The organism is Exiguobacterium mexicanum (genome assembly GCF_005960665.1).
In the GTDB taxonomy this organism is placed as follows: domain Bacteria; phylum Bacillota; class Bacilli; order Exiguobacteriales; family Exiguobacteriaceae; genus Exiguobacterium; species Exiguobacterium mexicanum_A.
Genome location: NZ_CP040676.1, coordinates 1,639,627 through 1,661,810, shown reverse-complemented (window position 1 = coordinate 1,661,810; position 22,184 = coordinate 1,639,627). Strand labels below are relative to the sequence as shown.

The window sequence follows — 22,184 nt, the reverse complement described above, 5'->3', positions numbered from 1 at the left end:
TATGTCAATCAAAAACAAAATGAAGGACTTCTTTGGACTCGAGGAAGATCCGAACAACCAGTTCGAAGGAGACGAGTATGCTGTCGCCGAAACGAAGACACAACCGATGACGGAGGCAATCGTCAAAACTGAGGACCGTCCGAAAGCATCAAACAATATCGTCGCGTTGAACACGAAGAAGAAAGAACGTTCAAAAGTCGTCTTGGCCGAACCGCGTGTATTCGCCGAAGCCCAAGACATCAGCGACCAATTGAAAGAGAACCGGGCCGTCATCGTCAACCTCCAACGGATGTCGAAAGAGCAGTCTCGTCAAGTCGTCAACTTCTTGTCAGGTGTCGTCTATGCGTTAGAAGGGACGATGACGTCGATTGGACATAACACGATTTTATGTACTCCAAACAACATCGAGTTGACGGGATCGATCTCGAATTTGATTTCGGAGGACGAACTCAATAGTAAAGGGTGGTAACTGAATGGAAAATGCTATACCTGCGTTAGGCAACACGATCGTTACATTACTTGGGTATTATAGTTGGGTCTTGATTGCCTATATTTTATTATCGTGGTTCCCAAATGCGCGTGAATCTAAATTTGGTCAAATTTTATCGTATCTATGCGAGCCGTTTTTAAACCCGTTTCGTCGAATCATCCCACCAATTGGCGGGATGCTCGATATCTCCCCAATCGTCGCTTTATTTGTGCTACGGATGGCACAATTTGGAGTGCGAGCGATTTTCGGTATTTAAATGAGCGTCTTCGATCATTATCGTCCGAATGAGCGCCCGTTTGTCGAGCAAGTGCTCGATTGGGTTCAACAAGTCGAGGACAACTATGTGTTTAAAGTGACGGACTTTTTAGATCCACGCGAGCAACAAATCGTCCGGCAACTCGTCGGGAAGCAGCTCGCGATTTATGAGGACGGCGGATTTGAAGGCGCGGAACGGCGTCGACTCATCCTCGCTCCGGACTATTACGAGCTCGACCCGAACGATTTTGATATCGCGATTCGTCAAATCGACTATCCAACCAAATTTGTCGAATTGACGCATCGTCAGGTGACGGGTACGCTCTTGAACGCTGGGTTGAAGCGTCAAAAATTCGGAGATGTCGTCCTCGACGATGGCGTCGCCCAATTCGCGACGACGCGTGAGGCGGTTGGGTTCATCGAGATGAACGTCGACCGGGTCGGCAAGGCCCGGATTCGCATCTCAGAGGTGCCGCCCGAGTCCGTGCTCGTCGTGCCCGAAGTCAAATGGAGCGACGAGTTCGGAATCGTCTCATCGCTCCGGTTTGACACGGTCGTCAGCGAAGTGCTCGGATTATCAAGGCAAAAAGCGCAGGCGCTCGTCAAACATGGAGACTGCAAAGTGAATCATAAACCGATTGACGATGCGAGCTTCATCCTTGAACCAGACGATTTGGTCTCGATTCGAGGGTATGGCCGTGTCAAATTGACGGCGATTCTCGGCTCGACGAAACGTGAGAAAATAAAAATCCAGTATGGCATCATACGTTGAACTTAGGAGGAAAGTCGAATGGCGTTGACACCGATTGATATTCATAATAAAGAGTTCTCGACTCGTTTTCGCGGGTACGATATCGATGAGGTCAATGAATTTCTAGATCAAATCATCAAAGAGTTTGAGCTATTGATTCGTGAGAATAGAAGGTACGAAGAACTCGTCAACGATATGCAAGCCCGTATCGACTACTTCTCCTCGATGGAAGACACGTTGAACAAATCGATTATCGTCGCCCAAGAGGCTGCCGAAGAAGTGAAGACGAACGCGGCGAAAGAAGCGAGTCTCATTTTGAAGCAGGCCGAACGCGAGGCGCTCGCCCGTGAGGAAGAAGCGTCACGTAAAGAACAGCTCGCTGAGCGCGAAGTCATTCAAATGCTCAAAAAAGTCGAGTTGTACCGGACCCGCTTCCGCGTCCTCGTCGATGCTCAGATGGAGCTGTTGAACAGCACGGAATGGGACACGATTGTCGGGGAGCCGCCGGTCCAGACGGTTCTTGACGATACGACCGAACTTGCGTATAATGACGACGAAGTCATACCAACCAAACATCACGGATAATACACAATACGTCGATTAGGACACGTCGATAAAGTCATACCTACGAAGCGACTTAGGGAAGGTGCAAGCCTAAGAGAAAGACTTTATCGGTATCCCCTATGAGTGTCGGGCTGAAGTTAGTAAGCGCGACCGCCTGACCTCGTTATCGGTTACCAAGAGCGGTCTCGGGGCTTTCCCTGAGATTAGTAGGGTGGTACCGCGAGTCGACCAACTCGTCCCTATTAGGGGCGGGTTTTTTTTGTTGTCAAAAAAAGATGCAGGAGGAGTTTCAATGAACTACAAAGACACACTATTGATGCCTGAAACAGAATTCGCGATGCGCGGAAATCTGCCAAAACGCGAGCCAGCCATGCACGAGGCTTGGGAACAGATGGACCTATATAACCGCGTCCAAGAAAAAAATGCCGGAAAGCCACAATACATCCTGCACGACGGACCTCCGTATGCGAACGGCGACATCCATATGGGCCATGCGCTCAACAAAGTATTGAAAGACATCATCGTCCGCTTCAAATCATTGAACGGCTACCAGTCACCGATGATCCCGGGCTGGGACACACACGGTCTCCCAATCGAGAACGCGCTTCAAAAAGCAGGCGTCAATCGTAAAGAGATGACCGTCGCCGAATTCCGCGAGAAGTGTGCGGCGTACGCGATGGAACAAGTGAACTCGCAACGCGAGCAGTTCAAGCGTCTTGGACTGATGGCTGATTTTGACAACCCGTATATCACGCTATTGCCGGAATATGAGGCGGCTCAAATCCGCTTGTTCGGGACGATGGCCGAGAAGGGTTACATCTATAAAGGGAAGAAACCGGTCTACTGGTCACCGTCTTCTGAATCGGCCCTCGCCGAGGCAGAAATCGAATACTATGACAAGAAGTCACCGGCGATCTACGTGGCGTTCCAAGTCGTCGACGGCAAAGACGTCTTAGCGACAACGGACCACTTCGTCATCTGGACGACGACACCATGGACGATCCCGGCCAACCTTGGGATCGCGGTCAGCGACGAGTTGACGTACACGCGCATCGAGCACGACGGCAAAGGGTACATCGTTGCCGAAACGCTCGTCGAAGACGTGACGACGGCACTCGGCTGGACGGATTACACAGTGAGCGGTTCTTGGAACGGGCGCGAGTTCGAACACATGACGGCTCAGCACCCGCTTTATGACCGGACATCGCTCGTCATGATCGGCGATCACGTCACGGCTGACGCGACAGGTCTCGTCCATACGGCACCAGGTCACGGGGAAGACGATTACCGTGTCGGACAAGCTTACGGACTCGACGTCCTCTGCCCGGTCGACGACCGTGGTTATATGACAGAAGAGGCGCCAGGTTTCGAAGGTTTGTTCTATGAAGACGCAAACAAACAAATCGGCATGAAGCTTGAAGAGAACGGCTACCTCCTCAACTTGAAATTCATCAAGCACTCGTACCCGCACGACTGGCGTACGAAAAAACCGGTTATCTTCCGCGCCACACCGCAATGGTTCGCGTCAATCAAAGATTTCCGTGCCGACATGCTTCGTGAAATCGAAGAAGTGAACTGGGTACCGGAGTGGGGCATGACGCGCCTTTACAACATGGTCCGTGACCGTGGGGACTGGGTCATCAGCCGTCAACGGGCATGGGGCGTCCCGATTCCGATCTTCTACGCCGAAGACGGCACGGAGATCATCACGAACGAGACGATCGACCACATCGCCAACTTGTTCCATGAGCACGGCTCGAACGTCTGGTATGAGCGTGAAGCGAAAGACTTGTTGCCAGAAGGTTTCACACACCCGAACAGCCCGAACGGCGAGTTCCGGAAAGAACTCGACATTATGGACGTCTGGTTTGACTCAGGTTCGTCTCATGCGGGCGTACTCGAACAGCGCGATAACTTGCGCCGTCCGGCCGACTTGTACCTTGAAGGCTCGGACCAATACCGCGGCTGGTTCAACTCGTCACTCTCGACGGCAGTCGCGACGACGGGCAAAGCGCCGTATCGCAACGTGCTCAGCCACGGCTTCGTCCTCGACGGCGACGGCCGTAAGATGTCGAAGTCACTCGGCAACACGATCGCACCGAACGATCTCGTCAAACAATACGGAGCGGAAATCGTCCGTCTTTGGGTATCGTCGGTCGACTATCAGTCGGATGTCCGCGCATCGCACGATAACTTCAAACAAGTGTCGGAAGTCTACCGGAAGATCCGCAACACGTTGCGCTTCTTGCTCGGTAACTTGAACGGGTTCGACCCATCGATGCGTGTCGCCTTCGAAGACATGCCGGAAGCGGACCGCTTCATGGCGACAAAACTCAAGCAACTTCAGACGAAAGTCGTCAAAGCGTACGACACGTTCGATTTCATGGCTGTCTATCACTTGAGCCATAACTTCTGTGTCAACGAGTTGTCGTCGTTCTATCTCGACTTCACCAAAGATATTCTATATATCGAACGTGAAGACGACGCACGTCGTCGTGCCGTTCAAACGGTCATGTATGACACGGTCGTCACGCTCACGAAATTGCTTGCACCAATCCTCCCGCACACAGCGGACGAAGTGTGGCAAGAAGTGCCGGCGAAGACAGCTGATAGCGTCTTCTTGACAGACCTTGAGGCAGTGGCACCTCTCACAGAAGATGAGACGGCATTGCTTGCTAAATGGTCGAAGTTCCTCACGTTCCGTGACGACGTGTTGAAAGCGATCGAGATCGCCCGTGGCGAGAAGTTGATCGGTAAACCGCTCGAAGCAAAACTACAAGTCGCGCCAAAAGGTGAGACGAAACAGTTGCTCGAGACGATCGATAACGTTCGTCAGTTGCTTCAAGTGTCGCAACTCGATTACGTCGAATCGGCCGATGTCGATTATACGACGGCCGAAATCAGCGTCATGAAGGCTGACGGTGCCGCTTGTGCCCGTTGCTGGACATACTCGACCGAACTCGGTCAAAATGCTGAACATCCAGAGCTTTGCCCGCGTTGTACTGAAGTCATCGCATAAGCCGGACCGGAGTGGCGATCGTCCACTCCGGTTTCTTATGACTTGAAAGGAGAATCTGATGAAACGTTATTACGGATTAGCACTTTTCCTCATCTTGCTCGACCAAGTAACGAAATGGATTGTCGTCCAGACGATGACGATCGGGCAGTCAATCGAGCTCATCCCAGAATTGCTCTACTTGACGTCTTACCGCAATAAAGGCGCGGCCTGGGGCATGCTCGAAGGGCAGATGGTGTTCTTCTTCATCGTCACTGCGGTCGTCGTCGTCGGCTTGATTTATTTCTTGCATAAAGAAGTGAACGGGTTTGATTTGCTCGGTTATAGCGTCGGGTTACTGCTCGCCGGTGCGATCGGGAACTTCATCGACCGTCTGTTCCGTGGTGAAGTCGTCGATTTCGTCGACACGTATCCGTTCGGCTACAACTTCCCAATCTTTAACGTCGCCGATATGGCGCTCACGTTCGGGGTCATCTTCATGATCATCGGCGTCTTGTTCGAAGAAAAATTAAACAAAGAAAGGGGACAATCGTAATGGAAACTTACACATTTGTCGCCGAAGAAAAGGCACGTATCGACAAATGGATGAGCGAACAAAGTGACTGGTCACGTTCGCAAATCCAAGACTGGATCAAGGCGGGGGACCTCCTCGTCAACGGCCAGGTCGTCAAGCCGAACTATAAACTGCAAGAAGGCGACGAAATCGTCGTGACGGTCCCGGAGGCCGTCGAACTCGAGGTGTTGCCAGAGAATATCAAGCTCGACGTCGTTTATGAGGACGAGGATGTCATCGTCGTCAACAAGGCACGCGGCATGGTCGTCCATCCGGCGGCTGGTCATACGTCAGGCACGCTCGTCAACGCACTCCTCTATCACTGTGACGATTTGTCAGGTATTAACGGTGTCAAACGACCAGGCATCGTCCACCGCATCGATAAAGACACGACCGGTCTCCTCATGGTCGCGAAAAACGATGTGGCCCACGAATCGCTCGCGAGCCAGTTGAAGGATCGTAAAATCAAGCGTGAATATATCGCTCTCGTCCACGGCGAAGTTGCCCATGAGCTCGGGACGATCGAGGCGCCAATCGGGCGTGACACGAACGACCGTCAGCGGATGACAGTGACGGACAAGAACGCGAAAGAAGCGATCACGCACTTCCGTCTGCTCGAGCGGTATAAAGACTTCACACTCGTCGAGTGTAAGCTCGAGACGGGACGGACACACCAAATCCGCGTTCATATGCGTTATATCGGCCATCCGCTCGCTGGTGACCCGAAATATGGTCCGCGCCGCACGATTCAATTGAACGGACAAGCTCTCCATGCGGCGACGCTCGGTTTCTTCCATCCACGCACGGACGAATGGCTCGAATTCGAGGCGCCGCTCCCGGCCGACTTCGAAGCGGAACTTGCAAAATTGGACAAAATCGAGAAAACGCGTTGACTTTCAACCGATTCCGATTTATAGTCTAGGAAGCATAACACCTTTAAACCCAGTCCAGAGAGGCTGTGAAAGGATTGTGGCCGCGGCCGCGACACGTCGATTATTTGAGGCAGAGGTCTGCCCTCACATATGAAGACTTCCTTTTCCAGCCGGATGAGGAAGTCTTCTTTTTTGTATAATTTGAGAGAGGGGGGAAACGTTTGAAACATTCTACCATATTGGATGAAGCGGCCATCCGCCGTGCACTTACCCGAATCGCTCACGAGATCATCGAGCGCAACAAAGGAACGGACAACGTCGTGCTCGTCGGGATTAAAACCCGAGGCGAGACGCTCGCTGACCGACTCGCCCGCCGCATCGAAGAAATCGAAGGAAAACCGATCGCGCTCGGTAACTTAGACATCACGCTGTACCGGGATGACCTGTCTAAGAAGTCACTCGACCCGGAAGTGAAAGCGACTGAACTGCCACACGACATCAACGGCAAGACGGTAGTCTTGATTGACGATGTCCTCTACACGGGCCGGACGGTGCGAGCCGCCATGGACGCACTCGTCGACCACGGTCGTCCGGATTACATCCAGCTCGCTGTCTTGATCGACCGGGGACACCGCGAGCTACCGATTCGCCCAGACTTCGTCGGCAAGAACGTCCCGACCTCGAAGTCAGAACAAGTCGTCGTCCGACTCAGTGAAGTCGACACGACCGACGAAGTGTTTATCAAACAGCAATAATCCAAAACCTTTAAGGTGGTCCAGAGAGGCCAGGAAGGAGAACCACATATGAAACCCATCCTCAACATCCACGAGCGTCCCGCTCACTTACCGCAATGGCTGCTCTTCAGCCTGCAGCACGTCTTCGCCATGTTCGGAGCGACGATTTTAGTCCCGATTTTGACGGGCCTAAGCACGTCCGTCGCCCTCGTCGCTTCCGGTGTGGCCACGCTCTCATTCCTAGCGATTACCCGCTTCAAAGTCCCGACCTATCTCGGGTCAAGTTTCGCCTACATCGCCCCGATCATCGCCGTCAGCCAGCAATGGGGTGTCGAAGCCGCCTTGTTCGGTGGCATCATCGCCGGATCGGTTTACGGTGTGGTCTCGCTCATCATCTATAATACAGGTGTGAACTGGTTGCTGCGCCTCTTGCCGCCAGTCGTCGTCGGTCCGGTCATCATGGTCATCGGCTTATCGCTCGCACCGGTCGCCATCGACATGTCGATGAACAAAGACGGTGCCTACAATGGAACGTTCATCACCGTCGCGCTTCTCACGCTCGGCATCACGATGTTCGCTATGACGACGCTCAAAGGAGTATGGGGCGCCGTACCGATCTTGTTCGGTATCATCGGTGGTTACATCATCGCCGCCCTGTTCGGCATCATCGACTACTCGGCGCTCGGTCAAGCGAGCTTGTTCCAACTGCCTGACTTCACGATGGTGTTCGTCGACTACATGCCGATGTGGCAAGTCGGAGCACTGCTCGCCATCGTCCCGGTCGCGCTCGTCACGATGACGGAACATATCGGCGACCAAATGGTCACGTCAAAAATCATCGGACGCGAAACGATGAAAGATCCAGGTCTCCATCGGACACTCCTCGGCGACGGGGTCGGGAAAGCGGTCGCCTCGGCGCTCGGTGGTCCACCGTGTACGACTTACGGTGAGAACAACGGGGTCATGGCCATCACGAAAGTGTACAGTGTCTACGTCATCGCCGGAGCAGCGCTCATGGCTATCAGCTTTGGTTTCCTTGGTCACGTCGAAGCGTTCATCTCGACGATCCCGAACCCGGTCAAAGGCGGCATCTCGATCCTCTTGTTCGGAGTCATCGCTTCGAACGGTCTGCGGACGATGGTCGAAAGCAACGTCGACCTCGCTGAGAAACGCAATCTCATCATCGCCTCGGTCATCCTCGTCATCGGACTTGGTGGGGCCATGGTCCAACTTGGAAGCTTCCCGGTTCAAGGGATGGCACTCGCCACAGTCGTCGGGATTCTCTTGAACGCCTTCTTGCCAAAAGAAGAAGCGGTCGACGAAGCTGCTGCCGAAACAACTGAAGATACACGACAAGCAAGTAACTTTTAATTCGATCCCGTGAGGTCGGCAAAGTGAAGGCTCGTTTATTTGGGTGTAGTCTACCCAAATGAAGGCGTCCCTTCACGTAGGTGAAGAGACGCCTTTTCTCTTTGCCTTCACACAAAAGGAGGAGACGAACATGAACTTAATCAAACAACAACCGAAGCATTTTGTCAGTCTGGATACGCTCTCGCTCGACGAGATCATGGGATTGATCGAGGAGTCGCTACGCTACAAACAAGGGGACATGCCACCCTTGTTCGACGGCAAGACGGTCGCGAACTTGTTCTTTGAAAACTCGACGCGAACGAAAAATTCGTTTCAAATGGCCGAACGGCACTTGAAAGTACAAGAGATTCCGTTCGACGTGGCGACGTCATCGGTGACGAAAGGCGAGACGCTGTACGACACGTGCAAGACGCTCGAGGCAATCGGGGTCGATGCCCTCGTCATCCGCCACCCGGAGTCGGGCTATTACCATGAACTCGTTGAAAAGTTGAACATCCCGGTGTTGAACGGCGGTGACGGGAGCGGGGAGCACCCCTCGCAGTCACTGTTAGACCTCGTCACGATCTTTGAAGAGTTCAAGACATTCGAAGGGTTGAACATCGCCATCTGCGGCGACCTCGTCCATAGCCGCGTCGCACGTTCGAACGCAAGCGTATTGAAACGCCTGGGGGCGAACGTCGTCGGCTGCAGCCCCGCCTCTTGGTGGGACGAGTCGATGGGGCTCGAACATCGGGACCTCGACGATGTGTTAGCGGACTGTGACGTCGTCATGCTGCTCCGCGTCCAGCACGAACGCCACATCATGGGCGACATCTTCTCGAAAGGAGATTATCATGCGCGCTACGGGTTGACGCCCGAACGCGTCGACCGAATGAAAGGGCAAGCGATCATCATGCATCCGGCACCGGTCAACCGTGACGTCGAGATCGCCGGCAGTTTGATTGAACATCCGAAGTCGAGGATCTTTCCACAGATGACGAACGGCGTTTACGCCCGGATGGCCATTTTAAATCGAGCATTAGGGGGACAATTATGATACTTCAACACGCAACTTGGTATGACGGGAACACGAAACGGACGACGAATCTATTGATCGAGGACGGCGAAATCCGCTCGATCGACTATGACGGTACGACCGAAGGACATGAAGTGATCGATGCGACAGGGAAGCTCCTCATTCCGGGGCTCGTCGATGTCCACGTTCATTTGCGCGAGCCGGGCGGGGAGAAGAAAGAGACGATCAAAACGGGGACCGAGGCGGCTGCGGCCGGCGGGTTCACCACAATCTGCGCCATGCCGAACACACGTCCCGTCCCGGACGACCGGGCGACGATGGACCAGCTCCTGGCTAAAATCGAGCAAGACGCAAGCGTACGCGTCCTTCCATACGCCGCCATCACGAAACGACAGCTCGGCACCGAACAAGTCGACATGGCTTCGCTCGCAGATGCGTTCGCGTTCACCGATGACGGCGTCGGCGTCCAATCGGCGGCGATGATGCGTGAGGCGATGCGGGAAGCGAAACGTCTCGATAAGGCGGTCGTCGCCCACTGCGAGGACAATACGCTCAAGGCCGGTTCGGTCCATGAAGGCCGGTTCAGTGAAGAACACGGCATCCAAGGCATCCCGAGCCTCGCCGAAAGCATCCATATCGCCCGTGACGTCTTGATTGCCGAAGAGACGGGCTGTCACTATCACGTCTGCCACGTCTCGTCACGACAGTCGGTACGTGTCATCCGCGACGCCAAACGAGCCGGCATCCGGGTGACGGCCGAAGTGACACCGCATCACCTCGTCCTCTGTGAAGACGATATCCCGGGCCTCGACCCAAACTTTAAAATGAATCCGCCGCTCCGGAGCCGTGACGACCGTGAGGCGCTCCTTGAAGGCTTGTTCGACGGGACGATTGATATGATCGCGACGGACCACGCCCCGCACACGGCCGAAGAAAAAGCGGCCGGCATGGAACGGGCCCCGTTTGGCATCACCGGATTCGAGACAGCGTTCCCGCTCTTGTACACGACGTTCGTCAAGACGGGTCAGATGGAAGAAGCGGCGCTCATCGACTGGATGACGAAACGTCCGAGCGACGTGTTCGGGTTACCGTACGGTGTGATTGAAGTTGGACGGGCGGCAGACTTTGCCCTCATCGATACGGAGACGGAGCAAGTGGTCGATCCGACGACATTCCGCTCGAAAGGAAAAAACACACCGTTCGCGGGGATGAAACTGGTAGGCTGGCCGGTCATGACGATCGCGGCTGGAAAAATCGTATATAAGGGGAGATTCGATGAAACGAACATTATGGCTTGAGGACGGCACTTCATTTGTAGGAACAGCATTCGGTGCAGACGTCGAGACGATCGGGGAAGTCGTCTTTCAGACCGGGATGACCGGGTATCAGGAGATGTTGTCGGACCCATCGTACTGCGACCAGCTCATCGTGCTGACGAACCCGTTGATCGGCAATTACGGCGTCAACCGGGAAGATTTTGAGACGACTGTGCCGATGGCGAAAGGACTCATCGTGAAAGAAGTGTGCGATTTGCCTTCAAACTTCCGGTCGACCGCAACGCTCAGCGATACGCTTCTCCGCTTCAATATCCCAGGTCTAGCAGGGGTCGACACGCGGATGTTGACGCGTCATCTCCGCTCACGTGGCGTCATGCGCGGCGTCATGGTCGATGGGGAATCGACGTGGGCATCGGTCCAGGATCGCTTTGACGTCCTTCTTCCGACCGATCAAGTCGAGCGCGTCTCGACAAAGCGGGCGTATGTCAGCACGGGCCGCGGGCCGCGTATCGCCCTCATCGACTTCGGTGCGAAGCTCGGCATCATGCGTGAACTCGTGAAGCGCGACTGTGAAGTCGTCGTCTTGCCGCACGACGTGACGGCCGACGAAGTGATGCGCTATGAACCGGATGGCGTCATGCTGTCGAACGGACCGGGGGACCCGAAAGACGTCCCGACGGCGTTGCCGCTCATCGAGCGCCTCATGCCGGTGTTGCCGATTTTCGGAATTTGTCTCGGCCATCAGTTGATCGCACTCGCGAGCGGGGCCAATACGTTCAAACTCCCGTTCGGCCATCGCGGCGCCAACCATCCGGTGCTCGAACTTGAGACCGGCGCGGTGACAATCACATCCCAAAACCACGGCTACGCGGTCGATGAGGCATCACTCGCGACGACCGGACTCGTCGTCACGCATCGCGCCGTCAACGATGGCACGGTTGAAGGGGTGAAGCACTTGCATCATCCGACGTTCTCGGTCCAATACCATCCGGAAGCGGCACCGGGTCCATATGACGCCAACGACTTATTTGACCGCTTCATGCAGATCGTCCAAGAAAACAAACAGAAAGTAGGAATGTGACATGCCAAAACGACCAGATATTCAGAAAATCCTTGTAATCGGATCCGGCCCGATCGTCATCGGACAGGCGGCAGAATTTGACTATGCTGGTACCCAGGCGTGTCTTGCCTTGAAAGAAGAAGGATACGAGGTCATCCTCGTCAACTCGAACCCGGCCACGATCATGACCGACCCGACGACGGCGGACCGCGTCTACATCGAACCGCTCGAACCGGAGTTCGTCGAGCGGATCATCCGTCAAGAACGTCCGGACGCGCTCCTCGCCACACTCGGCGGCCAGACCGGCCTCAACTTGGCGATGGAACTCGACCGCCGCGGCGTGCTTGAAGATTGCGGCGTCGAATTGCTCGGGACGAAATTATCGGCCATCGAACAGGCTGAGGACCGGGAACAGTTCCGCGACCTCATGTATAAACTCGGGCACGGGGTCCCGGAAAGCGAGATCGTGCAGTCACTCGAGTCGGCTTGGGGCTTTGCGGAACGGATCGGCTACCCAATCATCATCCGTCCGGCGTACACACTCGGAGGAACCGGTGGCGGGATCGCCCATGACCGGAATGAATTTGAGCAGTTCGTCGAATCGGGACTGAAAGCGAGCCCGGTGACACAAGTGTTGCTCGAAAAATCGATCGCTGGCATGAAAGAAGTCGAGTATGAAGTGATGCGCGATTCGAGCGACCAGGCAATCATCGTCTGTGCGATGGAAAACTTTGATCCGGTCGGGGTCCATACGGGCGACTCGATCGTCTTCGCACCGACACAAACACTGTCTGACCGCGACTATCAGATGCTTCGCAGCGTCTCACTCGACATCATCCGCGCCCTCGGCATCGAAGGCGGATGTAACATCCAATTCGCTCTCGACCCGGACAGCTTCACGTATTACGTCATCGAGGTCAATCCGCGTGTCTCGCGCAGTTCGGCGCTCGCCTCGAAAGCGACGGGGTACCCGATCGCCAAGCTGGCTGCGAAAGTGGCGGTCGGATACAAGTTGTCAGAACTGAAGAACCCGGTGACGGAGACGAGTTACGCCTCGTTCGAACCGGCGCTCGACTATGTCGTCGCTAAAATTCCGCGCTTCGCCTTTGATAAGTTCGAGACGGCTGATCGTCGCCTCGGCACGCAGATGAAAGCGACCGGGGAAGTGATGGCGATCGGCCGTAACTTGGAAGAAGCACTCTTGAAGGCCGTCCGTTCGCTCGAACTCGGGACAGAAGACTTGGCCGTGCCACGCCTCGCGCAACTCAGCACCGCGGAGCTCGACCGCGAACTGACGACACCGACGGATGAGCGGTTGTGGATGCTCTATGAGGCGCTCCGCCGCGGCTACTCGACAGAACAGTTGCATGAGCTGACAAAAATCGATCGTTTCTTCTTATCGAAACTCGCTCGGATTTGGCAACAAGAAGAGACGCTTCAGCATGAGCCGCTTTCGAAAGAACGCCTCATCGAGACGAAACGTCTCGGCTTCAGCGATAAGATGATCGCCCGAATCACGAATGAGACTGTGGAGACGGTGACATCGCTTCGGAACGACTGGGGCATCCGCCCGGTGTATAAGATGGTCGACACGTGTGCGGCCGAGTTCGCTTCGGAGACACCATACTTTTACGGGACGTACGAAGTCGAGAACGAGGCCGTGAAGACGGACAAACCATCGATTCTCGTCCTCGGTTCGGGACCGATCCGGATCGGGCAAGGTGTCGAATTCGACTACGCGACCGTCCACTCGATCCAGACGATCCGTGACGCAGGCTACGAAGCGATCATCATCAACAATAACCCGGAGACGGTGTCGACCGACTTCTCGATCTCGGACCGGCTCTACTTCGAACCGCTCACGACCGAAGACGTGCTCGAGGTCATCCGCAACGAACAGCCGCTCGGCGTCATCGTCCAGTTCGGCGGTCAGACGGCGATCAACTTGGCGGCCTCGCTCGAAGCGGAAGGGGTCCAAATTTTAGGGACGTCGCTTGAAGATATCGACCGCGCCGAAGACCGGAAAGCGTTCGAAGCGACGCTCTCGGCCGAACAACTCGCCCAACCGCCGGGCAAGACGGCGGTCACGGTCGAAGAGGCCGTCGCTTGCGCCGATATGCTTGGCTATCCGGTACTCGTCCGCCCATCATACGTCCTCGGCGGCCGGGCGATGGAAATCGTTTATGAGCGCTCGGAGCTCGAACGGTATATGCGCCACGCCGTCGTCGCCTCGAAAGACCGTCCCGTCCTCATCGACCGCTACTTGACGGGCATCGAGATTGAAGTCGATGCCATCTGTGACGGGACCGACGTTTATATCCCGGGCATCATGGAACATATCGAACGGGCCGGCGTCCACTCGGGTGACTCGATCGCCGTGTATCCGCCGCAACGATTGAGTGAGGCATTGAAAGAAAAAGTCGTCGACTACACGATTAAACTCGCCAAGGCGTTCCGAATCAAAGGGTTGCTCAATATCCAGTTCGTCTACGCGGACGACTTATATGTCATCGAGGTCAACCCGCGGGCGAGCCGGACCGTCCCATTCATCTCGAAAGTGACGGGCCTGCCGATTGCGCGCATCGCCACGCAGACGATTCTCGGGACGAGTCTGAAAGATTTAGGGTTAGGGACCGGCCTGCATCCAGAAGCGGACGCGATTTCGGTCAAAGTGCCAGTGTTCAGTTTCGCGAAATTAAAAGAAGTCGATCCGTCGCTCGGGCCGGAAATGAAATCGACCGGTGAAGTCATGGCGACAGACCGTACGCTCGAAAAAGCACTGTATAAAGGGCTCGTCGCCGCCGGCATGACGATCGCCTTGAAAGGGAACGTCCTATTGACGGTCGCCGACCAAGACAAGGAAGAGGCGCTCGACATCGCCCGCCGTTTCAATCGACTCGGATTCCGCCTGATGGCCACGTCCGGTACGGCGCAGGCGCTCTCAGCAGACGGCCTACCGGTCCATCCGGTCGGGAAGATCAATGAGTCTGGTGAGACGATGCTGAGCGTCATCGAACGAGGAGAAGTCGACATCGTCTTGAACACGACGACGCGTGACGCCCTCGCGACGAAAGACGGGTTCATCATCCGTCGGGCCGCGGCCGAGCAAGGCGTGCTCTGTCTGACGTCGCTCGATACGGTTAAGGCGCTGCTCCAAGTCATCGAGAGCCTGTCGTTCCAAACAACGAGTTTGCCGGAGTTCAAGACATTCGGGGTGACCGTATGAGACAACTCGCGACCATTTTATCGAACCGATTGATCGCGACAGCGACGATGGAGATGAAAGTCGAAATCGCACCGCAAGAAGTCGCGCCGGGCACGTTCTTCCACGTGAAGACGTCAGAGCTGTTGCGCCGGCCACTCTCGGTCGCGAACGTCGAAGGCAACGTCGTCACGTTCCTGTATAAAGTCATCGGCAGCGGGACGGCAGATTTGGCCGCTCGTCGGACGGGAGACGTCTTGGACGTCCTCGGACCGCTCGGCAACGGTTTCCCGCTCGAGCAAACAGGCAAGCGTGTCGTCCTCGTCGGTGGGGGCATCGGGGTGCCACCGCTCTACTACACGCGGCGTCTGCTCGCCGCACGCGGGATTGAGACGGTGGCGATTCTCGGGTTTGATACGAAAACGAGCATTTTTTATGAAGACGCGTTCCGTGAACTGGGGGAGACGATCATCACGACGGTCGACGGAACGTATGGGGAAATGGGATTTGTGACCGGCCCGCTCGCGCGGGTCGAGGCCGATGTGTTGTTCAGCTGTGGACCGGAACCGATGTTGAAGGCAGTCGCCGCGTCACATATCGAAGAGCGATATATCTCGATCGAGAATCGGATGGGGTGTGGCATTGGAGCTTGTTTCGCTTGCGTGTGCGAAGCGCCAGGCGGTTACGTCAAAGTGTGCAGTGACGGACCGGTATTTCGTGCGGAAGAGGTGACGCTATGAGATTACACGTCGACTTGCCAGGCTTACAGTTGAAAAACCCAATCATGCCGGCGTCAGGCTGTTTCGGATTCGGTGAAGAGTTCGCCAAACTTTATGACTTATCGATATTAGGCGGTATTATGATTAAGGCGGCGACAGGCGAATCGCGATTCGGCAACGGCACGCCCCGAGTCGCTGAGACGGCACAAGGAATGCTGAACGCCATCGGCCTTCAAAACCCAGGTGTCGACGCCATCATCGAAGACAAGCTTCCGTTCCTGGCGGGATTTGATACCGAGATCATCGCCAACGTGGCCGGCTCGACGCCAGAAGAGTATATTCACGTCGCCCGCCAGATGAGTGCCGACCCGACCATTAAAGCGCTCGAGCTGAACATTTCATGTCCGAACGTGAAGTGCGGCGGGATGCAGTTTGGGACCGATCCTGAGATGGCGGCCGAATTGACCCGGCTTGTCAAAGCGGCGTCAACGAAACCGGTTTACGTCAAACTGTCACCGAACGTCACATCGATCACGGCGATGGCCAAGGCGGTCGAAGCGGCCGGTGCCGACGGGATCACGATGATCAACACGCTCGTCGGGATGCGCATCGACGTCACGACCGGACAACCGATTCTCGCCAATCGAATCGGGGGCTTGTCTGGCCCTGCCGTCAAACCGGTCGCCATTCGGATGGTGTATGAAGTCGCTCAGGCCGTCGATATCCCGATTATCGGGATGGGCGGCGTGCGGACGGTGGACGACGTATTAGAGTTTATCTACGCAGGTGCCTCAGCGGTCGCGGTCGGAACGGCCAATTTTGAGAACCCGTACGTCTGTCAAGAAATCATCGAAGCGTTGCCGGGACGACTTGACGAACTTGGCATCGATCACATTTTAGACATCAGGGGGAAAGCTTATGAACAGACTGTATCTCGCGCTTGATGTCGAGACGGGCGCCGACGCGTTCCGTCTATTGGAACGAATCAATCAGAAACCAGCCGTCAAAGTCGGGATGGAGCTGTTCTATCGGGAAGGGGGGCGTTTTGTCGAGCAACTCGTCGACAATGGATACCCCGTCTTTTTAGACATCAAAGTCCACGACATCCCGGAGACGGCACGGCGGACGCTCCGTCAAATCGGCCGCCTCGGCGTCGAGTTGACGAACGTCCATACACTCGGCGGCGAGACGATGATGCGCTACGCCTTAGACGGCTTACGTGATGTGACCGATACGACGAAATTGATTGGGGTCACCCAGTTGACGTCGACCGATGAACGGATGCTTTCTGAAGAATTAAACATCAAAGGCGGTCTGGAGCAGGCCGTCCTTCGCCAGGCAGCCATGGCCGATCGGGCCGGACTCGACGGGGTCGTCGCGTCCGTGCATGAGGCCCGCGCGATTCACCAAGCGCTCGGCTCATCGTTTTTGACCGTGACGCCGGGTATCCGGATGAACGAGACAGTAGACGATCAAGTCCGGACCGCCACACCAAAAGCGGCGCGTGAGGCCGGCGTGTCGGCCATCGTCGTCGGCCGGCCGATCACCCGGGCCGAAGACCCGAACGCCGCATATGAATACTACTTACAGGAATGGAGTCGAACGTATGAGACAAATCGCTGAAGCTTTATTACAGATCGAGGCCGTGACCCTTTCTCCCGAGAACCCGTATATATGGTCGAGCGGGATGAAGAGTCCGATTTATTGTGACAACCGTTTGACGCTCAGCTATCCTGATGTCCGCAATCTCATCATCGATGCGCTCGTCGAAGCGATCCGTCCGCTCAACGCCGATGTCATCGCCGGGACAGCGACAGCGGGAATTCCTCATGCGACGCTTGTCGCCGACCGGCTCGGCTTGCCGCTCGTCTACGTCCGTTCGAGTGCGAAAGGACATGGGAAAGGGAATCAAATCGAAGGTCGGTTCGAGCCTGGCGCTCGTGTCGTCGTGATTGAAGATTTGTTGTCGACCGGTTCATCGAGCATCGAGGCCGCCAAAGCGATCCAGAAAGCGGGCGGGGAAGTGATCAAGATTCAAGCGATCTTTTCCTACAGTCTGAGCCGTCTTCACATCAATTTGTTGGACTCCGGTTTCACTGCGCACGCGCTAATCACACTGTTGGATGTGCTCGACGTCGCCGTCAAGAAGCGCATCATCAGTAAAGAAGAGGCTGCTACTTTACGTGACTGGCGGAATGATCCGACAGGTTGGAGCGCTCGTGTCACATCGTAATCTACCTTTCTAAGAATCCACCTCCGGGCGGATTCTTTTTCAATTGGTAACATGGCATACTGAACGTGTTAGAATAGGGAAAGCAGTTAATAAAGGAGATGTGTATGGCGTATTCTAGAATGAAGGGAAAGTCCTTGAAAGCTCGCTTTCAAGCGATCCCGAAACATCGTAAAATCGCGTTCGGACTCGTCCTCACCGTCTTGCCCCTCATTTTTTTCTTGAATTTATTCTTATTCAGCCATGTGTTGGCACTCGGGGACACGTACGAGGACCGATACCAGATGAAGAGGCTTCGGCTCGAGACAGCGCATGGCAACGTCGAATTTGTTCGGAGCACGAATGAGAAGGTTCAGATTGACGTGTTGCAGACGAACTCGAAAGAGCGTCGCATCAAAGTCAAGTCGGTCGGCGACACAATCTCGGTCGTCGAGCGGTATGGCCAGCTGAGTCAATTCGGCAGCCGGGCGAGCGATGAGCCGTCCCGCTATAAAATTCGCGTCGCCTTGCCGAGCTCGATGACGTCAATCGATGTCGAGGCCGAGCAAGTGACGGGACAAGGATTGATCGCCAAGACGATCATCTTGGAGGCGAACGCAGTCAATGTAAAGAAACTCGAAAGTGATCGACTTCGTGTCGAGACGCGGAGTGATGCGACACTAGAGACCGTCCGGGTCGTCACGGGAAATATCCGCTCCTATCGGAATGCGGCCGTGGGTGACATCGTCGTCAATCAAAGCTTGACGGTTCAGACCGAGGCTGGGACGCTCGCCTACGAGCCGCGCAATGCGACCGGACAAGTGAACGTCACCACGTCCGGCAACGTGACAGCATCCGAGCGGTTCAAGGAAATCGGGGGCGGCGTGTATCATCTGTCGAACTCGAACCGACCGAATATCGAACTCATTTCCGAGACAGGAAAGGTCGAACTTAAATGATCAACAAACGTTACATCCCTAAAGTCGGACTCCGGACATTAAAGACGGGGATTGCCGTCGCCATCACGATTGCCTTGTCGTGGTACGTGTTTGGCATCTATTCAGGCATGGGGGCTATCGCGGCCGTCGTCGCGATGCAACCGACCGTGAAACGGTCATCAAATATCGTCTTCAGTCGAATCTTCGGGACGATTGTCGGGCTCATGTGCGGTCTCTTGATCGTCTACGCGTTCGGAGTCAACCCGATCTCGATCGGGCTCGCCGTCATCGTGGCGCTCACGCTCAACACGACGTTCGATAAGACACACATGTCGACGTACGCGGCGTTCGCAATCGTGCTCATGCTCGAGAACCCGACGACCGACTTCTTCCATTATGCGTGGACCCGTTCGCTTTTGACGGCCGTCGGTGTTTTCGTCTCACTCGGAGTGAACTATGCGTTCCTGCCGCCTCGTTATGAAGATCGGTTGCTCAATGAGATTCGAAAGACATCGGCCTACATGTTTCACCATTGGCGTGAACTTGTCGGATCCCCATCAGAATTGCTCGAGACGCGGGCCCGCATCCTCGGGCATCAGGAGCTGCACATGATGCTCCAAGAAGACATGAAAGTGACGAACGTGACATTGAAGCATTTGACGATCAAACAGTATCGTCTATTGATTCACCTTGAGGACAAGCTCGTCTTGTTGCTCGAGAGTCTCGCCGAACACCGCGAGGCACTATTATTGATGGGTGAGGAAGAACGCCGGGCGTTCGAATCCGAGTTTTTATATCTCCTTGCGCATCATCACGACATCCTCTACACGTGTGACAAGCCGTATTCGCTGTTCACGTTGCCGCACGAGGATTTATCCGTTTCTGAAATCTTACACGGGCACTTGCTCGACTATCATGAACAGCTCGAAGCGTTCAAACATAACCGGAAATGAAGCAAGGCCCCGTTTTGGCGACGGGGCCTTGCTTTATGATTGATTGAGAGCTCGTCCTTTAGGCGCCTTCGCTTTCCACAGGCAATCCCGGAGCCGCATCGCGACTAGCGTCGCTGCTGGGTCTCCGTCGGATTGCTATCCTGTAGGAGTCTCCGGCGCCACGGACAAGCAATCTTTCATCTTTACGTATTAGAGGAAAACCAAAAAGAAGCAGGACCAACCGATGTCCGGGCCGGCACCCGAACTCCTAGGGGAGAGCGATGCAAGGATGACCCCGTAAAGTGCAGTACGCACTGCGGAGGCATCCGCATCGCCCCAGGAACGGAGGGTGCCGGCGAAGGCGATAGTAAGCATCGATTTCTATGCAAGTCACAAACAAGACCACGTCATGTGACGTGGTCTGAACTCATTGCTGGAGTGATTTGACGAGTCGCTCATCCGGCGTGACGTACACCGTCTGCTGGTCCGTATAGATCACGAATCCAGGTTTGGCGCCGCTCGGCTTTTTCACGTAGCGTGCTTTCGTGTAATCGACCGGCACACCGCTCGAGGCACGGGCCTTCGAGAAGTAGGCGGCGACTGTCGCGGCTTCGAGCAGCGTCGTCTCGTCGGGCTCGCTCGAACGGATGATGACGTGTGAACCGGGAATGTCTTTCACGTGGAGCCAAATCTCGTCGCGGCGGGCGAACTTGAACGTCAAATGATCGTTTTGCGTATTGTTCTTCCCGACGAAGAACTCTGTCCCCGTCGACGACGTATACGCTTCGAGCGTGACTTTTTTCGTCTGCTTTTTCTTTTGGCTTCGTTGTTTCATATAGCCGCCTTCGGCCAACTCTTCCCGAATCTCGACGATATCGGCCGGCGAGGCGACATCGAGTTGGGCGACGAGCGTCTCTAAATAGTGAATCTCGGCGTCGTTCAATTCGATTTGCTTTTGCACTTCGATTTTGGCGACTTTCAACTTGTTGTATTTCTTATAGTAGGCTTGTGCGTTTTCGTTTGGCGTCTTGAGCGGATTGAGCGGAATGTCGATCATACCGCCTTCTTCGTCGTAGTAGTCGACGACGTGAGCGACGGTCATGCCTTTCTCAAGTTGGAACAAGTACGTCGTCAACAGTTCACCGTATTTTTGGAGCTCATCGGACCGTTCCGTCGCCTTCAAGTCGTCGAGCAGACGCTTCCGCTTCAAGATGTTCTTCTCGAGCTCGGACTTGAGCAAACGTTCGACATCATGCGCCTGTTGTTTGACGCGGTCCCGGTTCGCTTTTTCATAGAAGAAGCGGTCGAGGACGTCTTTGCTCGTCTCGTAGCGTTCTTCGGCGGTAATCTCTCCTGACGTGAGCACGATCGGACTGAAACGTTCTTTTCCGGAAGCGAGCTGTTGGAAAACGAACGGTCCTTCGAGGTCGGCCATCACACCGATGAACGCCTCTTCGATGCTCGCCCGGTTCGGGAGTTTGGCCCGATGGACGATTTCTTGTGCAATCTGCGGGCTCAGACCTGCGAAACTGGCGACAAGTTGTTTATCAAGTTTTCCGGCATTCCAATCGATTCGCTTCAAGCCGGCCTCACGTTCTGTCAACGGGTCGCACTTGTCTTGGGCCGGCGGCAATAAGTAATCACTGCCCGGCATGATCGTCCGGTACGTGTTCTGTGACGGTGGCAAGTGCTTGATCGCGTCTAAAATCTTGCCGTCCTCGTTCGTCAACACGACGTTCGAGTGCCGTCCCATCAATTCGATATACACTTTCTTGTTCTCTTCGTCGCCGAGCTCGTTTCGTGAACGAATCGACAAGACGATGACACGGTCACGTCCGATTTGTTCGACCGCCGTGATGAAGCCACCTTCGATATGTTTGCGGAGCATCATGCAAAACATCGGGGGTTCTTGCGGGTTCTTGGTCGGATTATCCGTTAATTGGAGCCGCGCGTACATCGCGTTCGCCGAAACGAGCAATTGGACGCTTTGGCGGTTCGATCGGACTTGAATCATCAAGTCGAGGGAATACGGTTGGTGCACGCGATTGATTCGCCCTCCGACAAGAGCTTGTAATTCTGTTACAACACGATATGTCATTAATCCATCATATGCCACTAGTCTCATCACCTTTGTTCTTTTTCTGTCTCTACGTTATCAGATTCATGGAAAATATGGTACGATGAAGTAGGAAATCCGAACTTCTTCTTGCCGGAACAATTGATTGA

At 55.0% G+C, this 22,184-nt stretch carries 20 protein-coding genes; 19 read left to right on the top strand and 1 reads right to left on the bottom strand.

Features of this window, described 5'->3' with window-relative positions:
* Window position 1: 1 nt before the first annotated feature.
* From FED52_RS08930 to FED52_RS08840, 19 genes are all read left to right on the top strand, one after another.
* Entirely contained in the window at window positions 2-469 is a 468-nt protein-coding gene (locus FED52_RS08930; protein WP_138859648.1) for a cell division protein SepF, read from the top strand.
* 4 nt (window positions 470-473) lie between these two features.
* A complete protein-coding gene (locus tag FED52_RS08925) occupies window positions 474-746 on the top strand; it encodes a YggT family protein (protein ID WP_021067051.1) in 273 nt (90 codons plus the stop codon).
* Window positions 747-1,517, top strand: coding sequence for a YlmH family RNA-binding protein (locus FED52_RS08920; protein WP_034777088.1), 771 nt, complete (start codon window positions 747-749; stop codon window positions 1,515-1,517).
* A gap of 18 nt (window positions 1,518-1,535) precedes the next feature.
* Window positions 1,536-2,081 (top strand): DivIVA domain-containing protein, encoded by a 546-nt coding sequence (locus FED52_RS08915; protein WP_021067053.1) that lies wholly within the window; start codon window positions 1,536-1,538, stop codon window positions 2,079-2,081.
* A gap of 271 nt (window positions 2,082-2,352) precedes the next feature.
* Entirely contained in the window at window positions 2,353-5,079 is a 2,727-nt protein-coding gene (gene ileS, locus FED52_RS08910) for an isoleucine--tRNA ligase (RefSeq protein ID WP_138859647.1), read from the top strand.
* A 58-nt stretch (window positions 5,080-5,137) separates the two neighbouring features.
* A complete protein-coding gene (lspA, locus tag FED52_RS08905) occupies window positions 5,138-5,611 on the top strand; it encodes a signal peptidase II (RefSeq protein WP_034777092.1) in 474 nt (157 codons plus the stop codon).
* Entirely contained in the window at window positions 5,611-6,522 is a 912-nt protein-coding gene (locus FED52_RS08900; protein ID WP_034777094.1) for an RluA family pseudouridine synthase, read from the top strand. Before lspA ends, FED52_RS08900 begins: the two co-directional genes overlap by 1 nt.
* A gap of 200 nt (window positions 6,523-6,722) precedes the next feature.
* A complete protein-coding gene (pyrR, locus tag FED52_RS08895) occupies window positions 6,723-7,256 on the top strand; it encodes a bifunctional pyr operon transcriptional regulator/uracil phosphoribosyltransferase PyrR (RefSeq protein ID WP_024370040.1) in 534 nt (177 codons plus the stop codon).
* Window positions 7,257-7,304: 48 nt separating this feature from the next.
* Window positions 7,305-8,606, top strand: a complete 1,302-nt coding sequence (locus FED52_RS08890) for a uracil-xanthine permease family protein (protein ID WP_138859646.1) — start codon at window positions 7,305-7,307, stop codon at window positions 8,604-8,606.
* A gap of 130 nt (window positions 8,607-8,736) precedes the next feature.
* Window positions 8,737-9,642, top strand: coding sequence for an aspartate carbamoyltransferase catalytic subunit (locus FED52_RS08885; protein WP_138859645.1), 906 nt, complete (start codon window positions 8,737-8,739; stop codon window positions 9,640-9,642).
* Window positions 9,639-10,919, top strand: a complete 1,281-nt coding sequence (locus FED52_RS08880) for a dihydroorotase (RefSeq protein ID WP_034777102.1) — start codon at window positions 9,639-9,641, stop codon at window positions 10,917-10,919. The genes FED52_RS08885 and FED52_RS08880 overlap by 4 nt, the downstream gene beginning before the upstream one ends.
* On the top strand, window positions 10,897-11,979 hold the full coding sequence (locus FED52_RS08875; protein ID WP_128122749.1) for a carbamoyl phosphate synthase small subunit: 1,083 nt from the start codon (window positions 10,897-10,899) through the stop codon (window positions 11,977-11,979). Before FED52_RS08880 ends, FED52_RS08875 begins: the two co-directional genes overlap by 23 nt.
* Window position 11,980: 1 nt before the next feature.
* The gene (carB, locus tag FED52_RS08870) at window positions 11,981-15,184 is read left to right on the top strand and encodes a carbamoyl-phosphate synthase large subunit (RefSeq protein ID WP_138859644.1); all 3,204 of its coding nucleotides are present in this window, start codon (window positions 11,981-11,983) and stop codon (window positions 15,182-15,184) included.
* The gene (locus tag FED52_RS08865) at window positions 15,181-15,900 is read left to right on the top strand and encodes a dihydroorotate dehydrogenase electron transfer subunit (RefSeq protein WP_034777108.1); all 720 of its coding nucleotides are present in this window, start codon (window positions 15,181-15,183) and stop codon (window positions 15,898-15,900) included. Before carB ends, FED52_RS08865 begins: the two co-directional genes overlap by 4 nt.
* Window positions 15,897-16,823, top strand: a complete 927-nt coding sequence (locus FED52_RS08860; RefSeq protein ID WP_138859643.1) for a dihydroorotate dehydrogenase — start codon at window positions 15,897-15,899, stop codon at window positions 16,821-16,823. Before FED52_RS08865 ends, FED52_RS08860 begins: the two co-directional genes overlap by 4 nt.
* Window positions 16,798-17,502, top strand: a complete 705-nt coding sequence (pyrF, locus tag FED52_RS08855) for an orotidine-5'-phosphate decarboxylase (RefSeq protein WP_138859642.1) — start codon at window positions 16,798-16,800, stop codon at window positions 17,500-17,502. The genes FED52_RS08860 and pyrF overlap by 26 nt, the downstream gene beginning before the upstream one ends.
* The gene (gene pyrE, locus FED52_RS08850) at window positions 17,486-18,112 is read left to right on the top strand and encodes an orotate phosphoribosyltransferase (protein ID WP_138859641.1); all 627 of its coding nucleotides are present in this window, start codon (window positions 17,486-17,488) and stop codon (window positions 18,110-18,112) included. Before pyrF ends, pyrE begins: the two co-directional genes overlap by 17 nt.
* 134 nt (window positions 18,113-18,246) lie before the next feature.
* On the top strand, window positions 18,247-19,047 hold the full coding sequence (locus tag FED52_RS08845) for a hypothetical protein (protein WP_240731238.1): 801 nt from the start codon (window positions 18,247-18,249) through the stop codon (window positions 19,045-19,047).
* Window positions 19,044-19,979 carry an FUSC family protein gene (locus FED52_RS08840; protein WP_138859639.1) on the top strand — a complete coding sequence of 312 codons (936 nt, stop codon included), beginning with the start codon at window positions 19,044-19,046 and terminating at the stop codon, window positions 19,977-19,979. The genes FED52_RS08845 and FED52_RS08840 overlap by 4 nt, the downstream gene beginning before the upstream one ends.
* A 406-nt stretch (window positions 19,980-20,385) precedes the next feature.
* Here the strand turns inward: FED52_RS08840 and FED52_RS08835 are convergent, their stop codons facing one another.
* Window positions 20,386-22,074 carry an Rqc2 family fibronectin-binding protein gene (locus FED52_RS08835; RefSeq protein WP_138859638.1) on the bottom strand — a complete coding sequence of 563 codons (1,689 nt, stop codon included), beginning with the start codon at window positions 22,072-22,074 and terminating at the stop codon, window positions 20,386-20,388.
* Between the last annotated feature and the right edge of the window lie 110 nt (window positions 22,075-22,184).

What these genes read in the sequence shown, in the direction of transcription:
- FED52_RS08930 (WP_138859648.1), top strand. Translation starts at nt 2, where the DNA reads ATGTCAATCAAAAACAAAATGAAGGACTTCTTTGGACTCGAGGAAGAT.
- FED52_RS08925 (WP_021067051.1), top strand. Translation starts at nt 474, where the DNA reads ATGGAAAATGCTATACCTGCGTTAGGCAACACGATCGTTACATTACTT.
- FED52_RS08920 (WP_034777088.1), top strand. Translation starts at nt 747, where the DNA reads ATGAGCGTCTTCGATCATTATCGTCCGAATGAGCGCCCGTTTGTCGAG.
- FED52_RS08915 (WP_021067053.1), top strand. Translation starts at nt 1,536, where the DNA reads ATGGCGTTGACACCGATTGATATTCATAATAAAGAGTTCTCGACTCGT.
- ileS (WP_138859647.1), top strand. Translation starts at nt 2,353, where the DNA reads ATGAACTACAAAGACACACTATTGATGCCTGAAACAGAATTCGCGATG.
- lspA (WP_034777092.1), top strand. Translation starts at nt 5,138, where the DNA reads ATGAAACGTTATTACGGATTAGCACTTTTCCTCATCTTGCTCGACCAA.
- FED52_RS08900 (WP_034777094.1), top strand. Translation starts at nt 5,611, where the DNA reads ATGGAAACTTACACATTTGTCGCCGAAGAAAAGGCACGTATCGACAAA.
- FED52_RS08890 (WP_138859646.1), top strand. Translation starts at nt 7,305, where the DNA reads ATGAAACCCATCCTCAACATCCACGAGCGTCCCGCTCACTTACCGCAA.
- FED52_RS08885 (WP_138859645.1), top strand. Translation starts at nt 8,737, where the DNA reads ATGAACTTAATCAAACAACAACCGAAGCATTTTGTCAGTCTGGATACG.
- FED52_RS08880 (WP_034777102.1), top strand. Translation starts at nt 9,639, where the DNA reads ATGATACTTCAACACGCAACTTGGTATGACGGGAACACGAAACGGACG.
- FED52_RS08875 (WP_128122749.1), top strand. Translation starts at nt 10,897, where the DNA reads ATGAAACGAACATTATGGCTTGAGGACGGCACTTCATTTGTAGGAACA.
- carB (WP_138859644.1), top strand. Translation starts at nt 11,981, where the DNA reads ATGCCAAAACGACCAGATATTCAGAAAATCCTTGTAATCGGATCCGGC.
- FED52_RS08865 (WP_034777108.1), top strand. Translation starts at nt 15,181, where the DNA reads ATGAGACAACTCGCGACCATTTTATCGAACCGATTGATCGCGACAGCG.
- FED52_RS08860 (WP_138859643.1), top strand. Translation starts at nt 15,897, where the DNA reads ATGAGATTACACGTCGACTTGCCAGGCTTACAGTTGAAAAACCCAATC.
- pyrF (WP_138859642.1), top strand. Translation starts at nt 16,798, where the DNA reads ATGAACAGACTGTATCTCGCGCTTGATGTCGAGACGGGCGCCGACGCG.
- pyrE (WP_138859641.1), top strand. Translation starts at nt 17,486, where the DNA reads ATGAGACAAATCGCTGAAGCTTTATTACAGATCGAGGCCGTGACCCTT.
- FED52_RS08840 (WP_138859639.1), top strand. Translation starts at nt 19,044, where the DNA reads ATGATCAACAAACGTTACATCCCTAAAGTCGGACTCCGGACATTAAAG.